Source organism: Pseudoalteromonas sp. Of11M-6 (genome assembly GCF_022347905.1).
GTDB lineage: Bacteria > Pseudomonadota > Gammaproteobacteria > Enterobacterales > Alteromonadaceae > Pseudoalteromonas.
Window position 1 is genome coordinate 1 of sequence record NZ_JAKRFW010000009.1, and the last position, 19,672, is coordinate 19,672.

Sequence of the window (19,672 nt, forward strand, 5' to 3'; positions counted from 1 at the left end):
AGCTGGTAGAGCGCGACCTTGCCAAGGTCGAGGTCACGAGTTCGAACCTCGTGTGCCGCTCCAAACACTTACTTTAGGTGTATAAACTAAAAAATGTGACGCAGCACTAGCTCAGCTGCTACAGGTAAGGACGCGACCTAGCGTAGTTACCGACAAATCCAGAGCTAAATATGTGATGCGGCGCTAGCTCAGCTGCAGTAGGTAATCAACGCGACCTTGCGTAATTACCGACAATATAATGAGCTAACTATGGAATGCGGCACTAGCTCAGCTGGTAGAGCGCGACCTTGCCAAGGTCGAGGTCACGAGTTCGAACCTCGTGTGCCGCTCCAACTCTCCTAAATATCCTTGTTTTTCAATCACTCTAAAAAAACCTTGCAGATATAGTCTTATTCCACCAACTTTTCATAACAAACTGATTGCTTAATTTTAATGCTACGCGTAAAATACGCGCTCTTTCGGCCTTACTATTATCGTTCCTTGCCTTACCCCGACTGGCCGAAACGGGACAAGGCTATACTAACCGTAAGGAATATCCATGCGTCATTACGAAATCGTATTCATGGTTCACCCAGACCAAAGTGAGCAAGTACCTGGTATGATCGAGCGTTATACTGGTGCTATCACTGAAGCTGGCGGTACTATTCACCGTCTAGAAGACTGGGGTCGTCGTCAACTGGCTTACCCAATCGAAAAGCTTCACAAAGCACACTATGTTCTATTGAACGTTGAAGCACCAACTGAAGTAATCAACGAGCTTGAAACTTCTTTCCGCTACAACGATGCAGTGCTTCGTAACCTAGTTATGCGTACTAAAAACGCGGTAACTGAAGCGTCTCCTCTTGCAAAAGAAGAGAAAAAAGAAGCAGCTTCTGCTTAATCGTTGTTGATTTCGGATTTGACTAACCTTTCGAGGTAATGGTGAGTAATCAGGTTGACCTGTATACCAATCAATATCTGCTTTCGGGCGTGATTTGTAAAACACCTAAATTTAGTCAAAGCCCAGCTGGGATCCCACATTGCATATTTGTACTTGAGCACAAATCAATGCAATTAGAGGCTGACCTTACTCGAAATGCCTACGTGCGTATTCAAGTGGTTGCCAGTGGAGAACAGTTCCGAAACCAAACTGAGCATTTATACGTTGGGCAAGCATTACAAGTTCGCGGTTTTATAAATCGCCACGAGAGCCGAAATGGCTTGAGTCAGCTGGTATTGCACGCACAACATATTGAAAGAATTAATTGAGGAAATTACTCATGGCACGTTATTTCAGACGTCGTAAGTTCTGCCGTTTTAAAGCGGAAGGCGTACAACAAATTGATTACAAAGATCTGGCTACTCTTAGAAACTACGTAACAGAAAGTGGCAAAATCGTACCTAGCCGTATCACAGGTACTAGCGCTAAATACCAGCGTCAGCTAGCAACTGCTATCAAGCGTGCTCGCTACCTAGCCCTTCTTCCATACACTGACTTACACAAGTAAGCAGCTGATTACTAGTTTTTAAAAGGTGTAGAGACATGCAAGTTATTCTACTAGACAAAATTGCAAACCTAGGTAGCCTAGGTGATCAGGTTAATGTTAAATCTGGCTTCGCACGTAACTTCTTATTCCCTAAGGGTAAAGCAGTTCCTGCAACTAAATCTAACATTGAAACTTTCGAAGCACGTCGCGCTGAGCTTGAAGCGAAAATCGCTGAAGAGCTAGTTGCTGCACAGGCACGCGCTGAAAAACTAGAAGCACTAGCTGAAGTAACTCTAGTTTCTAAAGCGGGTGACGAAGGTAAGCTATTCGGTTCTATCGGTACTCGCGATATTGCTGATGCTATCTCTGCAGTAGGTGTTGAGGTATCTAAGTCAGAAGTTCGTCTACCTCTTGGTACTATCCGTGAGACTGGCGAGTTCGATGTAGCTATCCAAGTACACTCTGACGTTACAGCTACGATCAAAGTAATCGTAATTGCTGAAGCTTAATTTTTAATTGAGCTTAAATTAAAAAAGCCGTGTATTTTTATGCACGGCTTTTTATTCACTTAATTTTCCTAAATGAACCCGAATTTCGGACAGTAAAAACCTAGTTAACAGATATTCTTAATGCTATTGGTTTTGTTGGTATCTAACTCTTAGGTTGAATTAAGTAACCCCTCGAAGAAAATCATAATAATAATCTTATTCATACCAATTTAAGGTGTGACATGGATGATCCTCTCGCTCAAAGTTTGCCTTATATCAAAAGGTAATACTGTTGTAATGTGGTGTAATAAGTTTCCTTTTTAGAAACTTTCGCTCCATGTTATGTTTACATATTATAGGTTAATCCTTTTCTTTGTCTTTTGTCTGTCATAAAGTGGAATAAAATGACAGCGCTATCAATTTAGTGGTGGAATAATTAAATGTCGGTAAATAAAGGTTTTACGCTTACAGAGCTATTAATTGCGGTTGCAATAGTGGCGATCACAGCCAGCGTGGCATATCCGTCATATGTGGAATACGTTCAGGATGGACGTCGTTCGCAAGCACAACAGCAAATGTTGGAAATGGCAGGTGTGATTGAGCGCATATATAGCCGTAATAGTGGCTACCCTGATGCGAGTTTACTTACAGACCTGCCTGAGTCTAAATTCTACACGTTTAAATATATTCCCACTGATAAACCAAATGGCGCAGTTGGGCAATACCGTAACTTGGGGTATCAATTTACAGCCACGCCAATAGTTGGAAAAGCACAAGCGGCTGATAGGTGTGGTGTGCTAAGTATCAACCATCTTGGTGAACAGGGACCGAAGAACAATGACTGCTGGCAATAGATATTTAGGGTTTACCCTGCTTGAGCTGCTTATTTCCATGGCAATACTTGCAATTTTAGCTTCGATAGCTGCGCCAAGTTTTATAAAGCAAATTCAGCAAGACAGACTCACGACGCATGCTAATCAACTGCAGGCGGTATATCGTCTGGCCCGCAGTGAAGCGGTTCGACGAGAGCAGCAGGTGTCACTGGTCGTAGAGGACAGCGACTGGGTTGTGAAAACCAATGAAAATGGCCAATTGACCGAAGTAGGGCGGTTTTCTATTAAACATAGCTCAATAGAAGTGGCACTTGCCGACCAAGTTGTGCGTGAAAGTGGCGAAGTGCTGGCAACAAACAATATATTGATTACCGACAACATTGCCAATACTCAGGATTATCGTTTATGTGTGTTGGTCAGCGGTCAAAGTTGGTTAGCTGAGGCGGAACAAAATTGCAGTTAAGTAAGGGGTTTTCTCTCATTGAGGTCGTGGTGTCGATGTTGGTGGCTGGGTTAATGTTGCTTGGTTTGGCTGCGACGCAGCTTAAGTCATTACAGTTTGCCTCCAATAGCTTTCAATACACAATGGCGTTAATTCATGGTCAAAACGCAATTGAGAGAATATGGCCGTTGTTATGTGAATTGCAACATAACAACAATGATATGACGCTCGCCAATCCACTTATTCAACAGCTGCATCCTGCGGATAGTCGCTTTACGTTAGTGTTGCCTGCGACCTATAGCAATAACATGCAGCTTACGGTGAGCTGGGAAGATAAGCGAGTAAAAAACCCTGCTGAAAACCAAATTTCTTTAACTACCAGTTACCCAGAGGTTGCGGACACTTGTTCTCCGCCGGCAGGAGGGGGCTCATGAAACAGATAAATGGGTATACCTTACTGGAACTCATGGTTGCTATGGTTGTGGGGTTGGTATTGGTTATGGGGATTGCAACGTCGTACACGTCGATAAAAGAAACGGTGACGACAAGCCAGCAGCTTGCAACATCGCAAGAGATTGTTCGCTATACCAATCGAGTGATGATGCGCAGCATCAAGCAAACTCAGGAAGTCCCTACTGTGACGGCGACCGATATTACGATCCGCCAATTGGCAGGGGTCCCCGCTTGTGATGGCAGTGTCCCCATGGTTGACTACACTGAGCGCTATTTTTTACAAGATGGGTATTTAGTGTGCGATCGCGGCACGGGTGATATCAATCTTTTGAAGGGGGTAACTGGACTCACATTTGCAACCGATGCCAGTGGTCAGTTAATTACAGTCACAATACAGGGTAGTAGTTTTCCGACACAATATGGTGCAGGCATACAGATGAATTTTTACGCTGGATTAGGTAGCTAATACAATGAAACAACAACAAGGTTTTACACTGGTTAAAGTGATGCTGCTCGGCGGCATGGCTAGCGTTGTGGTATTCGCTTCCCTCAAGGAAGGTGTTGTACAAGAAAGATTAAGTGGTAACTTCCAAAAAGACATTAATGCAAGATTAGTGGCTGAACAAGGGATCAGAGAATATCGTCAAAAGCTGGATGCGGCGTTAAGTGGCAATCCGCAAGACGTCAATGCGCTGATAAATGGTATAAACAAAACGGGTAGCGGTGCAGTTCCTGATTCGCAATATCAGATCTCGGTTAATGCCAATGGCAATGAGTTTGAAATCGAAAGCTTAGGTCAACGTCATGGTGAGCACGCGAACCATCGGCTAGTTGCGCGCTTTGAGTTACAGCCAGCGGCGAAAGAGTCCATATTCCAAAATGCGGTGACTGGCTGTAAAGGGGTGAATCTATCTGGTAGTGGCTCTGTCGATAGCTACGACTCATCGAAAGGCACTTACGAAGAAACAAAAAGCCATGATGGTGATGTACACACTGTGGTAGGCGATGCAGATGTGGTGCTATCAGGCCACTCTCCGATTAAAGGTGATGTTGAAGCATCTGGTGTGATTTACTTAAAAGGCTCTTCACCGATTTTGGGTGACGTTAGGTCAAATACCGGGGTAGATATTTCGCCGTCATCGAGTGGTATTCGAGTGGAAGGTAATGTCTATAGCCGCGGCTTTTTCACGCATAGAGGCGGAAAGATCCAAGGTTATGTACGTGCAATGGGTGACGCGAAAATGGAGTGGGGCGCTGAGATCCTCAACCAAAATGGCGATGCGTTCGATATTCAATATACTGGCAGCGGTCAATTTAAAGATACTGGCTTGCAAGTTCAAGATGGTGTGCATTACTCCGATGCTAAATTTAGAGTCGCAGACTTAGTGGTTGAACCGGTAAAAGTGTACGATCCAGATTCTCCCGACTATGACCCTGCAAGGCCAAATAAAGAATGTGATCCTTTGGCGTTGCCTTTTAATATGGATAGCATTATCGATCCTCGTAATCGATTCACTCCTCTAAATGTAGGCGCGCAACAAATCTTGCACTTTAAACCTAAACAGGCCGTGTACGAGCGTAATGGCTCAAGTGTGTATGTTGCAAAAGAGCACACCATTTATTTGTTCCAAGGGGTAGATCAGAATCTCGGCACAGCGACAGAAAAAACGCAGCTTGCGTTCCCTTTTAAAGGGTTGAAGTTAGGATCTGACGGAAAAATAAAGATCTCTGGTGGCGATGTGATTTGGTTGATTGATGGTGACCTCACATTAACCGGCGACACCCATATCTGGATAGAAAAAGAAAGTTCTTTGACTGTGTTCACTACCGGCAAAGTTTCTATTGGCGCAAGTGCTAAGGTTATTGCTGAGCAAGAAGGCTTAACCAAGAAGAGCAAACTGCCGGTATTTAGTGTGTATTCTTCATTTGATGGCCCTAATGGTTTTGTATTTAGCGGCGCATCGTCACTATATGCTGCTATTTATTCACCGTTGACTTCTATTCTGTTGAACGGCAGTGGGCAATTGTACGGTACAGTTCGAGGGGCATCGATTACTGGTACCGGTGGTACAGGGATCCACTTTGATCAAGCATTAAAAAATGCAGGCATAGGCGTACAGCCGCCGGGACAAAAGCCGACATTGGTCTTTAAGGGCTGGCACTACAAACCGTACCAAGTTGCCGATGAGAGTGAAGCTAATACCAATTGAATTAATTCTCTAATCAATTTGAAGGGTGAAATAGCATATTAGCTTCGTTAAAAATTTCTCATTTAGAACAACTAAATAGCAAAATAGTAACTTTCCTAAGTGGAGCGCCAACGCTCCACTTTTGCTGCTAAATAAAAAAGTAAAAATTTTTTCAAACCCCTTTAAACCATTTCTGATTTCTCCCGCGTCTAAATAAGTACTTTATAAAAAAGTAGAAATTGGCAATTGAGCGTTGGTGACTTTGTTTGTTCCATTCGATATGCGAAGATGAAGGAATCAACCCAAAGGAACAGACGCATGATAATTAATGCCAAAGAGGCATTTACACAAGAACAAACCGATGCGCTAGTGGCTAGGTGCCAGCAAGGGGATCAAAGTGCATTTCGCGAACTATTTGAGCAACATCATCGTCGCGTATATGCATTATGTCTTAGATTGCTCGCTGAGCCTGCTCATGCAGAAGATGCATGTCAGGAAGTTTTTGTGCAATTGTGGCAAAAGATAGACCAATTTAAAGGGCAATCACAATTTACGACTTGGCTTCATAGTGTGACCAGTAATATTGCTATCAGCTATCTTAGAAAGCAAAAAAACTGGTTACAAAAGGTCGTAAGCTTTGAGCAGTCCGGTCTGGATGAGCAAGGTGCTGAGCAGCTAGGAGAGCTAAATGGCTTAGATAAACTCATTGTCAGATTGCCAGAACGTGCCAGGTTGGTTTTCGTATTACATGCTGTCGAAGGGTATCGCCACGAGGAAATTGCCAATATGTTAAACATGGCCGTAGGGTCGAGTAAATCGCAATACCACCGAGCACGTAACTTATTACAGGAGTGGTACAACAATGACTAAACCATCTTTTGATGAATTTATGCATACCGCACTGAATGACGAACAGTCGCAGCCAAAGCCACAACGTGACTTATGGCAAGGCGTTGAGCGTGCAATCAATCAAGCACAACCGATGCAGCCGCCGAAGCAAAATAATTGGCAAAAGTTATCTGGTATTGCGGCGTGTACTATTGCGGGCTTACTTGCTTGGCAAGTCATTATGAATCAGCCCAAGCAAGACTCACTGGCTAATATTAGCGCTTTTTTTGAGCAGCAAAAGCAGTCTTTACTGGTTCAATATGAAACGCAGCCAGCGCTGACTTCTGATTGGCAGACACAATTGCAAGAGCTCGAGCAGGCGGAACAAGCGATTAAGTTGTCTTTAAAGCAAGATCCTGAGAATGCTGCGCTGTTAAAGATGTTAGCTCAGGTTTATCAGCAGCAACTCGACTTAATCAATAAGGTTCACCAACCTCGTTGGCAACAAATTTAGGAGAATTAGGATGAAAGCATTAATTATTGGCCTAGCGGCGCTACCTGCAATAGTGTTCGCTGGAGAATCTATCGATAAAGAACTGTCGGTTCCTGCAAATGGTAAAGTTGTCATCGAGAATCAGCGCGGTGACGTAACGATAAAAACATGGGATAAAAACGTTTTTAAAGTGACAGGCGAGTTAGACGATAAAGCCGAGGGTTATAAACTAGAAACCTCTGGTGAGGTAACTGAGTTTATCGTGAAGATGCCAAGACGCTATAAAAGTTGGGGCGGTGGTGATGGCTCTAAACTCACCATTTACATGCCTCGTAGTAGTGAATTAAATTTTGAAGGGGTGGTGGTTGATGTTGAAGCTGCTGATTTAACGGCGGGCGCCCGTATCAAAACAGTCAACGGCAATATTAAAGCGAGTAAAATCAGCGGTAAAATTGCATTAGAAACGGTAAATGGTGATATTGATAGTCGTGACTTAGATGGCAATATTCAGTTTGAAACCGTCAATGGGGACATTGAAGATATCGCTTCGAGCGGTAAGCTAAGATTTAACGCCGTTAATGGCGAAATTAAAACGCAAACCACCGCAACCGAGCTGCGCTTAGAAAACGTCAATGGCGAAGTCGAGTTGAAGATGGCTGAGTTAAAAGACTTACGCTTATCTACCGTTAACGGCGAAATAGCAGTATATGCAGCAAAGTTACTGGATAACGCCAATATAAATATGGACAGCGTTAGTGGCGATATTGAGCTTTATTTCCCTGCAGATATATCAGCAAGGTTTGAAATCAACGCGCATTCAGGTGGCCATATCACCAATGAGCTAAGTTCAGATCAAGTTAAAAAAGCCAAATATGGCCCAGCTCGTTCACTCGAGTTTGTGCTTAACGGTGGTAATGCAGATGTAGAAATCGATACCGTTAGCGGCAATATTGAGCTAAAGCGTAACTAGTGAAGCAATAGAGCAGTAAGAACAACAAAAGGCCAGAGTTTCCCCCAAACTCTGGCCTTTTGTTATTTGCACTTATGGGTAGACCAGATACAATAGAGGGCCTTCAATTTCTCAATGTTGTGATATGGCTAAACCAGATATACAAGTCGATACCTTAAAAGTTCCACCGCACTCAATTGAAGCTGAGCAATCTGTGCTCGGTGGCTTGATGCTAGATAATGAAGCCTTCGACCGTGTTGCGGAATTGGTGGTGTCTCATGACTTTTATACCAGAACCCACAAGCTGATCTTTGAAGCGATGGAAAAGCTGGTAGAGCTTAGTCAACCTATCGACTTAATCACGATTTCTGAGAATCTAGAAAAGAACAATCAGTTAGAAACCATAGGTGGTTTCTCCTATCTTGCTGAGATTGCTAAAAACACGCCAAGTGCTGCAAACATTGATGCATACGCGAGTATCGTACGTGAGCGTGCGGTTGTTCGCGAAATGATTGGTGTGGCGAATGAAATAGCAGAGGCTGGCTTTAATCCTGAGGGACGAGATAGCCATGAGCTGTTAGATTTAGCTGAGAGCAAGGTATTTAAGATTGCTGAGCAGCGCACTAAAAGCACTGAAGGTCCGCAAAGTATTCACAGCATCCTAGAGAAAACCGTTGATAAAATTGAAGAACTTTACCAATCTCCACAAGATGGTGTTACCGGGGTAAGTACAGGCTACGGCGACTTAGACAAGATGACAGCAGGACTACAGCCTTCTGATTTGATCATTGTCGCAGCGCGTCCGTCGATGGGTAAAACCACATTTGCGATGAACTTGGCTGAGCATGCCGCGATGACGCAAGATAAGCCAGTACTGATCTACTCGCTAGAGATGCCTTCAGAACAGATCATGATGAGGATGCTCGCCTCACTCGGCCGTATCAACCAAACCAAGGTACGTACCGGTCAATTAGATGATGACGATTGGGCACGTTTGTCATCCACCATGGGCTTACTGATGGAAAAGGGCAAGATGTACATAGATGATGCATCCGGTCTTACGCCAACAGATGTGCGTTCACGCGCGAGACGAATTGCGCGCGATCACGGTGGGATCAGCATGATCATGGTGGACTACTTGCAGCTCATGCGCGTACCGAGCCTTTCGGACAACCGTACGCTTGAGATTGCTGAAATTTCTCGTTCATTAAAGGCGCTAGCCAAAGAGCTGCAGTGTCCAGTTATCGCGCTTTCTCAGCTTAACCGTACGCTAGAACAACGTGCAGATAAACGCCCAGTAAACTCTGACTTACGTGAATCAGGCTCTATCGAGCAGGATGCCGACTTAATCATGTTTATTTATCGTGATGAAGTTTACAACGATGATAGTCCAGACAAAGGCACGGCCGAAATCATCATAGGTAAGCAACGTAACGGTCCGATCGGTAAGGTTAGGTTAACCTTCCAAGGTCAATACTCTCGATTCGATAACTATGCGGGTCCAGCAATGGACGACGAATATTAACTGTCAATTGAGTAGTGAAATGCGACTAGCAAGTGCTGAAATCGATTTAACCGCGCTGAGAGAAAACCTACAGCTAACACAAAAACTGGCGCCAAAAAGTAAGATTATGGCGGTACTTAAGGCCAACGCTTATGGTCATGGTTTGGTTAAAATAGCTCAGCATTTGCAAGATGCGGATGCATTCGCTGTGGCGAGAGTTGATGAAGCGCTCGCGCTTAGAACAGGTGGCATCACTAAACCAATTGTCTTGTTAGAAGGTTTTTTTCATCCTTCTGATTTACCTATTTTACTTGCCAATAATTTGCAAACCATAGTGCATGACATTTCTCAGCTTGAAGCCATTGAGCGTGCTAATTTAGATGCACCGCTCACAGTGTGGCTAAAAGTAGATACCGGTATGCATCGTCTCGGCGTTGAGCCTGAAGAGTTTGAAGCGTTTTATGCTCGCCTTAAGCGATCAAAAAATGTTGCTGATAAAATCCACTTAATGACACACTTTGCTTGTGCCGATGATATCAAAGACAATAAAACCGAAGTACAACAAGTGTTATTTAAGTCTTTGGTTGGTCAAAGTCACGCACCATTGTGTTTGGCAAACTCCGCGGGGATCATAGGTTGGCCTGAATCTCATGGCGACTGGATCCGTCCGGGTCTAATGCTTTATGGCGTTTCACCTATGCTTGCGCGTGTTGGCCAGCAACATGGTTTAAAGCCCGTCATGCGCTTGACTACTAAAGTTATTGCCATCAAGCGGGTGAGAGCACATCAGGCGGTAGGTTATGGCGGACGTTGGCAATGTGAACAGGACACCTATCTTGCCGTTATTGGTGTTGGCTATGGAGACGGTTATCCCAGACACGCTAAAATTGGCACTCCGGTGGTTATTGGTAACCAGCGTTACGGTATAGTCGGCACCGTGTCTATGGATATGATCAGTGTGAATATTGGTGATAATTCTAATGGCATTCAAGTTGGTGAAGAAGTAGAAATGTGGGGACCAAACCTGCCCGTAGAAGAGATAGCGCAATGTGCCGATACGATTCCATATGAGCTGCTGTGTAACGTTACCCCAAGAGTAAGCTACGAATACATCGAAGGCTAAGCGCCTAGCCTTTTCTGTCACCTTGAAGCGTTGCGATAACGCGTCTTGCACCACCATGGTCACGATGCTCACCGAGATAAATACCTTGCCAAGTACCTAAACGCAGGCGGCCCTCAGAAATGGGAATGGTTACTTCACATCCTAAAGTGCTGGATTTGATATGTGCTGGCATATCGTCATCACCCTCATAGTCATGGCGGTAGTAGCTTTGCCTCTGTGGTACAAAATGATTAAAGTGGCTTTCCATATCCATACGTACCGTTGGATCGGCATTTTCGTTAATTGTTAGGCTGGCGGAGGTGTGTTGTATAAACAGGTGCAGCAGCCCTATACGATAGTCATGTAGTTCAGGAAGCTGCGAGATAATCTCGTCGTCTACCAAGTGAAAGCCTCGCTTTCGAGGCTTCAAGATAATTTGTTTTTGAGTCCAACTCATAAAGTAACGTGTGTTTTTAACTGTTAGGCGAGTTTGTCGAAGCTGACTTCGATATTGGCATTACCGTCAGGAGAGGTGAATGGCATAATAAGTTTAGGACCATCACATTTATGAGTGATGGTATGGCCTGGGCCTGAAACGACAACCGGTGTTGCCATATCAAATTCGTAACCTTTTTCGCCGAGCAGGTTTTTAGCACCGCCAGTGACCATATTGGTGATTTCACCAACCATATCAGTGACGTCTTCATTTATGGAGTCTGGGCGTTCACCAAGCATACGCTCCATAATGGTTAGCGCTAAGTTTTCTTCAAAGGTGATCGAAAATGACCCTTTTGTCTGTGGACCAACCATACCAATCAGACCCGATACATCACCTTGTGCGACTTCGTCTTTCTTCACTTTTGGCTTACCCGGCGTCAATTCTGTTTGCGCCATTGTAGCCAATACATTGATTAGAGATGATAAAAAGGGGTTGATGAACTCTACATTCATATTGACTTTCCCTTACGCTTTTTTAATAAATTAGTGTCGCTCTTAGTGATAAGTGTAGTGGGCTTTTTTACTCACTGCACTTAATCTTTACATTTTTCGCAACGACCATGAGCCTCGATGGTTTGCTCTGTAACCACAAATCCGGTTTCCGCAGCTAGGCTGTTCAGTTCATGCGAAATCGTGTTTGAATGTAACTCTTGAACGTTACCGCAACTATCACAGATCAGTAACTGCACTGGATGTGTGTGGTCGAAGTGATGGCAAAGCATAAACGCATTAGTGCTTTCTATTTTATGGATAAAACCCAACTCAGAAAGAAAGTCTAAGGCACGATATACGGTAGCTGGTTTTGCAGCCGCTTCCGTCAACTTGAGCTCTTCAAGTAAGTCGTATGCGCCAACGCCACCTTGTTTAGAGGCGAGTAGTCTAAATACTTTTTCTCTAATAGGAGTAAATCGTGCACCACGGTTGTCACATACTTGCTTGGCTTTGCTAACTAGTAACTCTATATTCATGATTCAAAATCCTTACACTGCCTTGCAATACTAACATATTATTTTTATTAGTCTTGTGTTTACCCAGATTTATTATCTCAAGTGGATATTCGGGAGCGATGTTGCTTTTAAAGTTTGTTTTGCTTGCTAAGATGAGCGCTTAACTGGTTCGATCTTAGTATGGTAAAAGCTTTCAAATTGTGCTGCAGAAAGCGGCTTGCTGATCAGATATCCTTGACCAAAATCACACTCTAGCTGCTGCAATAAACGCAATTGCTCCAGTGTCTCCACGCCTTCGGCGACTACTTTCATCGATAAATTATGCGCCATGGCAATAATGGTTTTAACTAACGCTTTAGACTCGTGAGTGGTGAGCATATCGCTGATAAAACTGCGGTCTATTTTGAGTAAATCGAAGGGGTAATGACGGAGATAGTTCAGTGACGAATAGCCCGTACCAAAATCATCCAAAGATAATTTAAACCCTAACTGATGTAATTGGGTTAGGGTCTGTTTTACCTGTGCCTGTCCTGAGATCAGTACGCCTTCTGTGATCTCCAGCTCGATAAAGCGATTGGCAATCGGGATGTCTTTTACTAATAGCTCAATCTGTTTCAAAAGGTTTGGGTCTTTAAACTGCCTTGGTGATAAATTGATTGCGATGCGGATGTCGGAGTCTAAGTGTTGCTGCCATTGGTGTGCTTGGTTAATAGCCGTTGAGAGCACAAACAATCCGATGTCGATGATCAAACCGCTTTGTTCCGCAACGGGAATAAACTCCGCAGGAGAGACATTACCCAGTGTTTTACTGTGCCAGCGAAGTAAAGCTTCCGCGCCAAATACATCACTGTTTTCAATATAAAATTGAGGTTGGTAAAACACTTCTAACTCGTGTTCATTTAGTGCTACGCGCAGTGCTTCCTCAATTTCAATGCGTCGAGACAACTGTTGACTCATCTTTTGATTAAATAGACAGTAGTTGTTGCGACCATTACTTTTGGCATTGTACATTGCGGTATCAGCGCAGCTAAGTAACTCTTGGGGGGAGTTCGCGTCTAAAGGATAGATAGCAACGCCTATACTGACTGAAATATTAAAATCTTTATCGTCGACAATAATGGGATGGTGAAAAAGTTTGATGAGCATATCGGCAACTGAGGTAATGTCTGCAGTATGTTTAAATCCTCCCATCAACACAATAAACTCATCACCACTAAGACGTGACATGGTATCTTGCTCACGTAGCGATTGCTTGAGTCTTTCTCCCGAAGCGATGAGAATTTGATCCCCCGTTTCGTGTCCGAGTGAATCATTGATCCTTTTAAAATCATCTAAATCAATAAAAAACACCACCGCAAGCTCATCGTTGCGTTCGGCATCAAACAGTTGCTGCGCTAGCCGCTCCATCGCTAAAAAGCGATTTGGTAAATCGGTCAATGAGTCATAAAAAGCGTGATGTAAAATGACTTCTTCTTGACGCTTTTTCTCGGTGATATCTCGCACTGCAATAACCAATTGATCTGTTCCTGGAATAGGGGATAACCGAGCTTCAAATAACTTCGCTTGATCAGCAATTGTCAGTGGATATTCTATTTGGGTTAATTGGTGGCGCTGATTGGCAGACTTGATGGCTTGGCTAAAGTGTTTAGCTGCGTGGGAGGGCAGTACTTCCGACATTTTCTTGTTGATAAATTGCTCAGGCGACATATACAAGTCGTCTGATTTTCCGGTATGACATTCTAAGATAGTGCCATCCGTATTGATTATAAAGAAAATATCCGGTAATGCCTCAAAAACACTATTAATAAGTGCGTGACGGCGCTGTAATTCTTGGGTGCTTTGTAATTGTTGTTGCCAGTTTTTTTCTAACGTTTGTGCCATGACATTGAATTGCTTGGCAAGGACTCCAAGCTCGCCATGTCCCACAATGTCGGCTCTACTGCTCAAAGACTTTGTGGATAATGCATTGCCTACTTGGATCAGTCTTTTGATTGGTTTATGAATGAAGTAATGGGTAAAGCTTAGTAGCGCGATAATGATGAGTATCAAAAACACCGCTAAAATACCCGCCTTCGTTATCAACTGTTGCCTTAACGCAAGAAAAACGGTGCTTACGTCATAAATAGCAATCAGCCTAACTAAATCAGCGGACTCAGCGACGGGCACTTTAGGAGAAATGGGAATAGCTGCGAGAAAGTGCTGCTGATTAGGGTCAAATGCCACAGTGAGGTCAAGTGTGCGTAGTGTTGCTGTCGCTTGCGCCTGACTGATAACTTGATTAAATACTTGCAGTCCAACCGCTGAGTGTTGGCTTTCGTTGAGGAGCGTTTCTCCTTGAATAAGGAAGAGCGCTTTATATTTACCGTCAGAATAATAATCCTCGAGAGTCAGACTTATTTGATTATCGTTACCCTCCACAAATTCAGTGAAAAGATGTCTACCTAAATGCGTAAAGTTTTGTCTCAGCCTAGCCTCATAGCTTTCGAGCAGCATGTCTCGCTGGCTAACATATGAAATGGAGATAATAAAAGACGAGATCACCAAGCCACAGAGTACCGTGCCCCAAGTCAATGTTTGTTTTAAGTTTATAGAAATAACCCGATTACTCATAAATAACCAATTCAATTACCCTGATCTCGATTAGGTTTATTTTTTCTGCACAGCACTTCAACATTTAAGTGTAGTCCAGCTGCAAAAGCTTGTATTAGATTTGAGGGAATACTCTTGTGGCAGAGCGAGTGCTATGGCGATGGTGTCTTGAGTTTTCGCATTAGGTCCAATCTCGTTTTCTTTCGCTTTGACCGCAAATGAATTGCTGTAAGCGAATTGGCTTTTTATATTGGTTAAAAAGAAAACAACAAAAGAGAAAAATAATGAATAAGGTCGTTAAGTGTACACTGGTTAGTATGCTATGTGCTTCTGTAAGCTCAGCGGCTCTCGCATATGACAGGATCACGGGAAAAGCTTTTGCTAGCCGTTCAGAGGTTATTGCAACTCAGGGCATGGCAGCAACTTCTCAACCACTGGCAACCCAAGTCGCAATAGAGGTATTGAAGCAAGGCGGAAACGCCATAGATGCTGCAATTGCAGCCAATGCCATGCTTGGCCTAGTGGAACCTACAGGTTGCGGTATCGGTGGCGACTTATTTGCTATTGTGTGGGACGCGAAGCAACAAAAGTTATTTGGTCTCAATGCTTCAGGGCGCTCACCAAAAAGCCTTTCGCTAGCAAAGCTACAGCAGCAAGGCGATACAATTCCAAGTTATGGGCCGCTTCCTGTTTCAGTGCCCGGTGCGGTCGATGGTTGGTTTGAACTGCACAAAAAATTTGGCAAACTGCCAATGAAACAGTTACTTCAACCCAGTATCGACTACGCTAGAAGCGGCTTTCCAGTTTCTGAGTTGATTGCTTATTACATGCAGCGCTCGGTGTCAGCTCGTGAGCAATATTCCGGATTTAAAGAAGTATTTATGCCTGAGGGAGAAATGCCTAAAAAGGGAGAGATATTTAAGAATCCAGCACTCGCTAATACCTATGAGTTACTTGCAGAAAAAGGCCGCGATGCCTTTTATAAGGGCGAAATTGCTAAAGAAATCGACCGTTACATGAAGGCCAATGGTGGATACTTAAGTTACCAAGACTTGGCTGAGCACCACAGTGAGTGGGTTGACCCCGTAAGTGCTGATTATCGCGGCTACACGTTATGGGAACTACCTCCCAATGGTCAGGGCATTGCCGCCCAGCAAATTCTCAATATTTTAGAGGGCTATGATATCAAGGCTATGGGATTCGACAGCCCTGAGTATATTCACACCTTTGTTGAAGCAAAAAAACTTGCCTTTGCAGATAGAGCAAAATACTACGCCGATCCAGACTTTAATGAGATACCAGTCGCGACGCTTATTTCGCAAGCATATGCTGACGAAAGGCGTGCATTGATTGATCCAAATAAAGCAGCTAAACGCGATCATGCAGGGCCTGTAGAAGGGGATACCATTTATCTTACGACTGCCGATAAAGAAGGGAATATGGTGTCGCTGATCCAAAGTAATTTCCGTGGTATGGGCTCAGGTATGACTCCAGCTAAACTTGGCTTTGTCTTGCAAAATAGAGGCGAGCTATTTGCGTTAGATAAAAACCACTACAACGGTTATGCGCCGGGAAAAAGACCATTTCACACCATTATTCCTGCCTTTGTCACAAAAGATGGTAAACCATGGATGAGTTATGGCGTGATGGGAGGTGCGACTCAACCGCAAATGCATGCGCAGATCCTCATTAACATGATTGATTTTGGTATGAATCTACAAGAAGCGGGCGATGCGCCTCGAATTTTGCATAGTGGTTCATCGCAGCCAACCGGTGAAATCATGACGGATGGAGGGTATATCAGTCTCGAGTCTGGCTTTTCGATGGAAACCCGTAGAGAGCTGATAAAAAAAGGTCATAAGTTACAAGAAGCAGTTGGTCCTTATGGCGGTTATCAAGCGATTATGCGAGATGGTAAAACTGGGGTTTACTATGGTGCATCCGAAACAAGAAAGGATGGCCAAGCAGCAGGTTACTAAAAGCCTGATTGGGTAGTGAAATTCACACGAATTGTAACAGTTAAAGCACTTCGCTTTTTGTTATCTTGATGTAATATTATTGTCGTTAAACGGAAATTTAAGGAACAATAACATGACAAAAATAATAACAAAGCGAAGTGCCTTGTCGACACTCGTTGCGGCGCTTTTAACTACGCAGAGTTGGGTAGTATTTGCTGACACCATTATCAATAATGTTTACTCAGAAAAGGGCTTAGCTGGTACGCTAAGCCAAGAAAAAATCGACGAGCAAAACTATACAGCCAAAATTGAGTTTGGCTGGAACAACCGTCGGATCTTAATTGATGAAACCTTAAAGTTGAATGAAAAAGGGCTACCCATCAATTTTAGTCTTAAAGGACGTTCTGCTTTTGGCTCCACAATTGACGAAACGTTTAGTTATAACAGAGGCATTGCGCAGTGGAAAAGTGTCAATGAATCAGGCATTAAAGCTGACGCGACACTCGATTTCTACGTACCGTCTAATAACCACCTTGCACTAGATAACGCGACGATGCGTTATGTTCTAAAAAATAATAAATACGAATTAGATGTTTACCCTCAAGGTAAAATGCTTATCGAAAAAATGAAGACGATGAAGTTGGGGGAACAAACCGTTCATCTATTAGTAACGAGTGGCCTTAGTCTTACTCCTAATTTTGCATGGTATGACGACGATGGTAACTATTTCGCGCAAAGTTGGGGGCCAATGTATGTCTTGCGCGACGGCTACACCAAAGCACAGTTCGAAGAACTTGAGACTATCCAAAAACAAGCCGAACAACAACATCTAGAAAACCTCGCTAACAAGCTGACACACGATGTCCCTGTATTACTGATTGAAAATGTTGCCGTCTTTGATGGTGAGCAGAAAAAACTGCTGAAAAACCATGATGTGTTGATTAAAAATGGCAAGATTGTAGAAGTAGCTAAACATATTAAAAAACAAAATGGTGCAGTTAGCCTTGATGGAAAAGGGAAAACCTTGATCCCAGGGCTTTGGGATATGCACGGTCATTTATCAAAAGAGAACGGTATTTTAAATATTGCGAACGGTGTTACCAGCGTTAGAGACATGGGTAACGAGCACGACAATATTATGGAAATTGAAGCGCTATTTAATACCAATCAGGTGTTGGGCTCGCGTGTATATCGTGCTGGCTTTATGGATAAATTCAGCGAAAACTCAGCAGGCTTAAGTGTGAAGTCATTGGAAGAAGCGCTCGAGACGGTCGATTTCTTTGCCGATAATGGCTATGTTCAAGTGAAGCTCTATTCTTCTATCGATCCGAACTGGGTAAAGCCTATTTCTGAACGTGCACATAGCCGTGGATTGAGGCTTAGCGGTCACGTGCCCGCGTTTATGACGGCAGAGCAAGCAATTGAAAATGGCTATGACGAGATTCAGCACATTAATATGCTATTCCTTAATTTCCTTGCTGGTGAAGACGTGGATACCAGAACACAAAAACGGTTTTCACTGATGGGAGAGCAAGCCTCTGGCTTATCACTTGATAGTCCAGAGATGAATGCATTCATCAAGCTACTAAGTGATAAGCGCATCGTTGTGGATCCTACCGTATCAACATTCAGAAGCTTATTGATGGCAGAAGATCAAAAGATCAATCCGGAATTTGCTGCTATTTCAGAGCATATGCCAATTGCATTCGCTCGCGGTTTAAAAGGGGCTGAGATGCATGTTGATGAACAGTTTAAACTGAGCTATCAAGAGTCAGGTGAAGCAATGCAAAAAATGCTGAAAAAGCTCTATGATGCTGGTGTTCCAATGGTACCTGGAACGGATAATATTGCAGGCTTTACCTTGATCCGTGAGCTAGCACTTTACGTTGATGCGGGCATTCCTGCGGCCGATGTGCTGAATATGGCAACGCTTGAGAGTGCTAAATTGATGGGGGTTGCACATCAAACCGGTTCAATTGCCAAAGGAAAAGTGGCAGATCTAGTGTTGATCGATGGCGATCCACTTAAGGATATAACAGCACTGCAAAAAGCGACATTGGTGATCAAAGGTGAGCAAGCGTTTAAGCCTGCTGAAATTTACCAAGCGATTGGAGTGAAGCCGTTCACTACCTCGCCTTCGCTAAAGTAATTTTTAACGCAGTTAGCGTCAAATTTGCTCCTTCAAATTGAGCAAATATCAAGACAAATTGGTATTAAGCACATCACAAAAGTAATAGTTTGATGCTATAAAACCAGTGCAAAAAATATAACACTTGCACTGGTTTTATTTTCGTTACCTCGATATCAGACTAAATTGTATTTCCGAGTTTTATCAAAAGTGTTTCTAAAACAGAGGTTTGTTTAAAAAACAAACAAATTGTTCTGGCTTTCCTGTTACTACCTAATAAAAAATTCCTAAAAACGGTTTGGTGTAATCTTGTGTAATGGATAAATTTACTTTTTTGTTAATAAAGCGGTTTATTTATCAGTTTCTTGTGCTAGCCTTTTTCAGTACAGATCACGAGTCGTTGATGTGAAGCCATACAAATTGTGTGCGTTTTACCAGCTTCGGTATGGTCTTTTTTACAACTCTATTTGAGACTTTGATGTCGTCACCCACGCGTACAAGGATGGTAAAAAAGTTGCCATATTCAAGCGTTAAAGTGACAGTGAGTGATTACAGCAATGTTGTATATATGCTGCAAGCAAATAGCAAAAGGTGCTGTTGATTAACTTGGCTCGCGGTTTTAGCGGTTAGTTAACCTTTATAGATATACCCTACAAACGTTTTCCTACTTAAGTGGGTACTATGTTTGTTGCGGTTAAGTAATTGATTGGTTTTTTACAACGTTACTGATGGTTAACTGTCGCAAGCCAAATTGATACTGCTCGCGCTGTTGCCAAAGGAATCCCAACCAAGTTATGGGGATGGC

General features: G+C 43.3%; 20 protein-coding genes and 1 tRNA gene. 17 read left to right on the forward strand and 4 right to left on the reverse strand.

The window, feature by feature from the left end:
* Positions 1 to 256: 256 nt before the first annotated feature.
* The 15 genes from MHN32_RS06380 (at position 257) to alr (ending at position 10,768) form a co-directional block, all read left to right on the forward strand.
* Positions 257 to 332, forward strand: a tRNA-Gly gene (locus tag MHN32_RS06380).
* 206 nt (positions 333 to 538) lie between these two features.
* A complete protein-coding gene (rpsF, locus tag MHN32_RS06385; RefSeq protein WP_010368810.1) occupies positions 539 to 880 on the forward strand; it encodes a 30S ribosomal protein S6 in 342 nt (113 codons plus the stop codon).
* A gap of 38 nt (positions 881 to 918) precedes the next feature.
* Entirely contained in the window at positions 919 to 1,248 is a 330-nt protein-coding gene (gene priB, locus MHN32_RS06390) for a primosomal replication protein N (protein ID WP_010368809.1), read from the forward strand.
* An 11-nt stretch (positions 1,249 to 1,259) separates the two neighbouring features.
* On the forward strand, positions 1,260 to 1,487 hold the full coding sequence (gene rpsR, locus MHN32_RS06395) for a 30S ribosomal protein S18 (protein WP_002962753.1): 228 nt from the start codon (positions 1,260 to 1,262) through the stop codon (positions 1,485 to 1,487).
* Positions 1,488 to 1,522: 35 nt separating this feature from the next.
* Positions 1,523 to 1,975 (forward strand): 50S ribosomal protein L9, encoded by a 453-nt coding sequence (gene rplI / locus MHN32_RS06400; RefSeq protein ID WP_010368808.1) that lies wholly within the window; start codon positions 1,523 to 1,525, stop codon positions 1,973 to 1,975.
* Positions 1,976 to 2,394: 419 nt separating this feature from the next.
* Complete coding sequence (locus tag MHN32_RS06405; protein ID WP_099028967.1) at positions 2,395 to 2,808, forward strand: type IV pilin protein; 414 nt, start codon at positions 2,395 to 2,397, stop codon at positions 2,806 to 2,808.
* Positions 2,792 to 3,250 (forward strand): GspH/FimT family pseudopilin, encoded by a 459-nt coding sequence (locus MHN32_RS06410; RefSeq protein ID WP_010607092.1) that lies wholly within the window; start codon positions 2,792 to 2,794, stop codon positions 3,248 to 3,250. Before MHN32_RS06405 ends, MHN32_RS06410 begins: the two co-directional genes overlap by 17 nt.
* Complete coding sequence (locus tag MHN32_RS06415) at positions 3,241 to 3,663, forward strand: prepilin-type N-terminal cleavage/methylation domain-containing protein (RefSeq protein WP_010607093.1); 423 nt, start codon at positions 3,241 to 3,243, stop codon at positions 3,661 to 3,663. Before MHN32_RS06410 ends, MHN32_RS06415 begins: the two co-directional genes overlap by 10 nt.
* Positions 3,660 to 4,148 carry a prepilin-type N-terminal cleavage/methylation domain-containing protein gene (locus tag MHN32_RS06420; protein ID WP_010607094.1) on the forward strand — a complete coding sequence of 163 codons (489 nt, stop codon included), beginning with the start codon at positions 3,660 to 3,662 and terminating at the stop codon, positions 4,146 to 4,148. The genes MHN32_RS06415 and MHN32_RS06420 overlap by 4 nt, the downstream gene beginning before the upstream one ends.
* 4 nt (positions 4,149 to 4,152) lie before the next feature.
* Positions 4,153 to 5,892: a polymer-forming cytoskeletal protein gene (locus MHN32_RS06425; RefSeq protein ID WP_239421223.1), complete on the forward strand. Its 1,740-nt coding sequence runs from the start codon at positions 4,153 to 4,155 to the stop codon at positions 5,890 to 5,892.
* Positions 5,893 to 6,189: 297 nt separating this feature from the next.
* Positions 6,190 to 6,741 carry an RNA polymerase sigma factor gene (locus MHN32_RS06430; protein WP_010607096.1) on the forward strand — a complete coding sequence of 184 codons (552 nt, stop codon included), beginning with the start codon at positions 6,190 to 6,192 and terminating at the stop codon, positions 6,739 to 6,741.
* The gene (locus MHN32_RS06435) at positions 6,734 to 7,213 is read left to right on the forward strand and encodes a hypothetical protein (RefSeq protein ID WP_010607097.1); all 480 of its coding nucleotides are present in this window, start codon (positions 6,734 to 6,736) and stop codon (positions 7,211 to 7,213) included. The genes MHN32_RS06430 and MHN32_RS06435 overlap by 8 nt, the downstream gene beginning before the upstream one ends.
* 10 nt (positions 7,214 to 7,223) lie before the next feature.
* Positions 7,224 to 8,162 (forward strand): DUF4097 family beta strand repeat-containing protein, encoded by a 939-nt coding sequence (locus MHN32_RS06440; protein WP_239421224.1) that lies wholly within the window; start codon positions 7,224 to 7,226, stop codon positions 8,160 to 8,162.
* Between the two features lie 124 nt (positions 8,163 to 8,286).
* Entirely contained in the window at positions 8,287 to 9,666 is a 1,380-nt protein-coding gene (dnaB, locus tag MHN32_RS06445) for a replicative DNA helicase (protein WP_017217222.1), read from the forward strand.
* A gap of 19 nt (positions 9,667 to 9,685) precedes the next feature.
* The gene (gene alr / locus MHN32_RS06450) at positions 9,686 to 10,768 is read left to right on the forward strand and encodes an alanine racemase (RefSeq protein WP_010368798.1); all 1,083 of its coding nucleotides are present in this window, start codon (positions 9,686 to 9,688) and stop codon (positions 10,766 to 10,768) included.
* Positions 10,769 to 10,772: 4 nt separating this feature from the next.
* Here alr and MHN32_RS06455 read toward each other — a convergent pair whose 3' ends face one another.
* From MHN32_RS06455 to MHN32_RS06470, 4 genes are all read right to left on the reverse strand, one after another.
* Positions 10,773 to 11,204, reverse strand: coding sequence for a secondary thiamine-phosphate synthase enzyme YjbQ (locus MHN32_RS06455; RefSeq protein ID WP_102057611.1), 432 nt, complete (start codon positions 11,202 to 11,204; stop codon positions 10,773 to 10,775).
* A 23-nt stretch (positions 11,205 to 11,227) separates the two neighbouring features.
* Positions 11,228 to 11,698: a chemotaxis protein CheX gene (locus MHN32_RS06460; protein ID WP_010607100.1), complete on the reverse strand. Its 471-nt coding sequence runs from the start codon at positions 11,696 to 11,698 to the stop codon at positions 11,228 to 11,230.
* A gap of 80 nt (positions 11,699 to 11,778) precedes the next feature.
* The gene (gene zur, locus MHN32_RS06465; protein ID WP_010368795.1) at positions 11,779 to 12,213 is read right to left on the reverse strand and encodes a zinc uptake transcriptional repressor Zur; all 435 of its coding nucleotides are present in this window, start codon (positions 12,211 to 12,213) and stop codon (positions 11,779 to 11,781) included.
* Between the two features lie 126 nt (positions 12,214 to 12,339).
* Positions 12,340 to 14,802, reverse strand: a complete 2,463-nt coding sequence (locus MHN32_RS06470) for an EAL domain-containing protein (protein WP_239421230.1) — start codon at positions 14,800 to 14,802, stop codon at positions 12,340 to 12,342.
* A gap of 263 nt (positions 14,803 to 15,065) precedes the next feature.
* Between MHN32_RS06470 and ggt the strand changes: the two genes are divergently transcribed.
* Both ggt and MHN32_RS06480 read left to right on the forward strand, forming a co-directional pair.
* Entirely contained in the window at positions 15,066 to 16,760 is a 1,695-nt protein-coding gene (gene ggt / locus MHN32_RS06475) for a gamma-glutamyltransferase (RefSeq protein ID WP_211867131.1), read from the forward strand.
* Positions 16,761 to 16,872: 112 nt separating this feature from the next.
* On the forward strand, positions 16,873 to 18,888 hold the full coding sequence (locus tag MHN32_RS06480) for an amidohydrolase family protein (protein ID WP_239421233.1): 2,016 nt from the start codon (positions 16,873 to 16,875) through the stop codon (positions 18,886 to 18,888).
* Positions 18,889 to 19,672 lie beyond the last annotated feature (784 nt).

Excerpts from the sequence above, each read along its gene's own strand:
- MHN32_RS06440 (WP_239421224.1), top strand. The coding sequence starts at position 7,224 with ATGAAAGCATTAATTATTGGCCTAGCGGCGCTACCTGCAATAGTGTTC.
- zur (WP_010368795.1), bottom strand. The coding sequence starts at position 12,213 with ATGAATATAGAGTTACTAGTTAGCAAAGCCAAGCAAGTATGTGACAAC.
- MHN32_RS06425 (WP_239421223.1), top strand. The coding sequence starts at position 4,153 with ATGAAACAACAACAAGGTTTTACACTGGTTAAAGTGATGCTGCTCGGC.
- MHN32_RS06435 (WP_010607097.1), top strand. The coding sequence starts at position 6,734 with ATGACTAAACCATCTTTTGATGAATTTATGCATACCGCACTGAATGAC.
- rpsR (WP_002962753.1), top strand. The coding sequence starts at position 1,260 with ATGGCACGTTATTTCAGACGTCGTAAGTTCTGCCGTTTTAAAGCGGAA.
- priB (WP_010368809.1), top strand. The coding sequence starts at position 919 with ATGGTGAGTAATCAGGTTGACCTGTATACCAATCAATATCTGCTTTCG.
- MHN32_RS06405 (WP_099028967.1), top strand. The coding sequence starts at position 2,395 with ATGTCGGTAAATAAAGGTTTTACGCTTACAGAGCTATTAATTGCGGTT.
- dnaB (WP_017217222.1), top strand. The coding sequence starts at position 8,287 with ATGGCTAAACCAGATATACAAGTCGATACCTTAAAAGTTCCACCGCAC.
- alr (WP_010368798.1), top strand. The coding sequence starts at position 9,686 with ATGCGACTAGCAAGTGCTGAAATCGATTTAACCGCGCTGAGAGAAAAC.
- MHN32_RS06430 (WP_010607096.1), top strand. The coding sequence starts at position 6,190 with ATGATAATTAATGCCAAAGAGGCATTTACACAAGAACAAACCGATGCG.
- rplI (WP_010368808.1), top strand. The coding sequence starts at position 1,523 with ATGCAAGTTATTCTACTAGACAAAATTGCAAACCTAGGTAGCCTAGGT.
- MHN32_RS06410 (WP_010607092.1), top strand. The coding sequence starts at position 2,792 with ATGACTGCTGGCAATAGATATTTAGGGTTTACCCTGCTTGAGCTGCTT.
- MHN32_RS06455 (WP_102057611.1), bottom strand. The coding sequence starts at position 11,204 with ATGAGTTGGACTCAAAAACAAATTATCTTGAAGCCTCGAAAGCGAGGC.
- rpsF (WP_010368810.1), top strand. The coding sequence starts at position 539 with ATGCGTCATTACGAAATCGTATTCATGGTTCACCCAGACCAAAGTGAG.
- MHN32_RS06420 (WP_010607094.1), top strand. The coding sequence starts at position 3,660 with ATGAAACAGATAAATGGGTATACCTTACTGGAACTCATGGTTGCTATG.
- MHN32_RS06470 (WP_239421230.1), bottom strand. The coding sequence starts at position 14,802 with ATGAGTAATCGGGTTATTTCTATAAACTTAAAACAAACATTGACTTGG.
- MHN32_RS06480 (WP_239421233.1), top strand. The coding sequence starts at position 16,873 with ATGACAAAAATAATAACAAAGCGAAGTGCCTTGTCGACACTCGTTGCG.
- ggt (WP_211867131.1), top strand. The coding sequence starts at position 15,066 with ATGAATAAGGTCGTTAAGTGTACACTGGTTAGTATGCTATGTGCTTCT.
- MHN32_RS06460 (WP_010607100.1), bottom strand. The coding sequence starts at position 11,698 with ATGAATGTAGAGTTCATCAACCCCTTTTTATCATCTCTAATCAATGTA.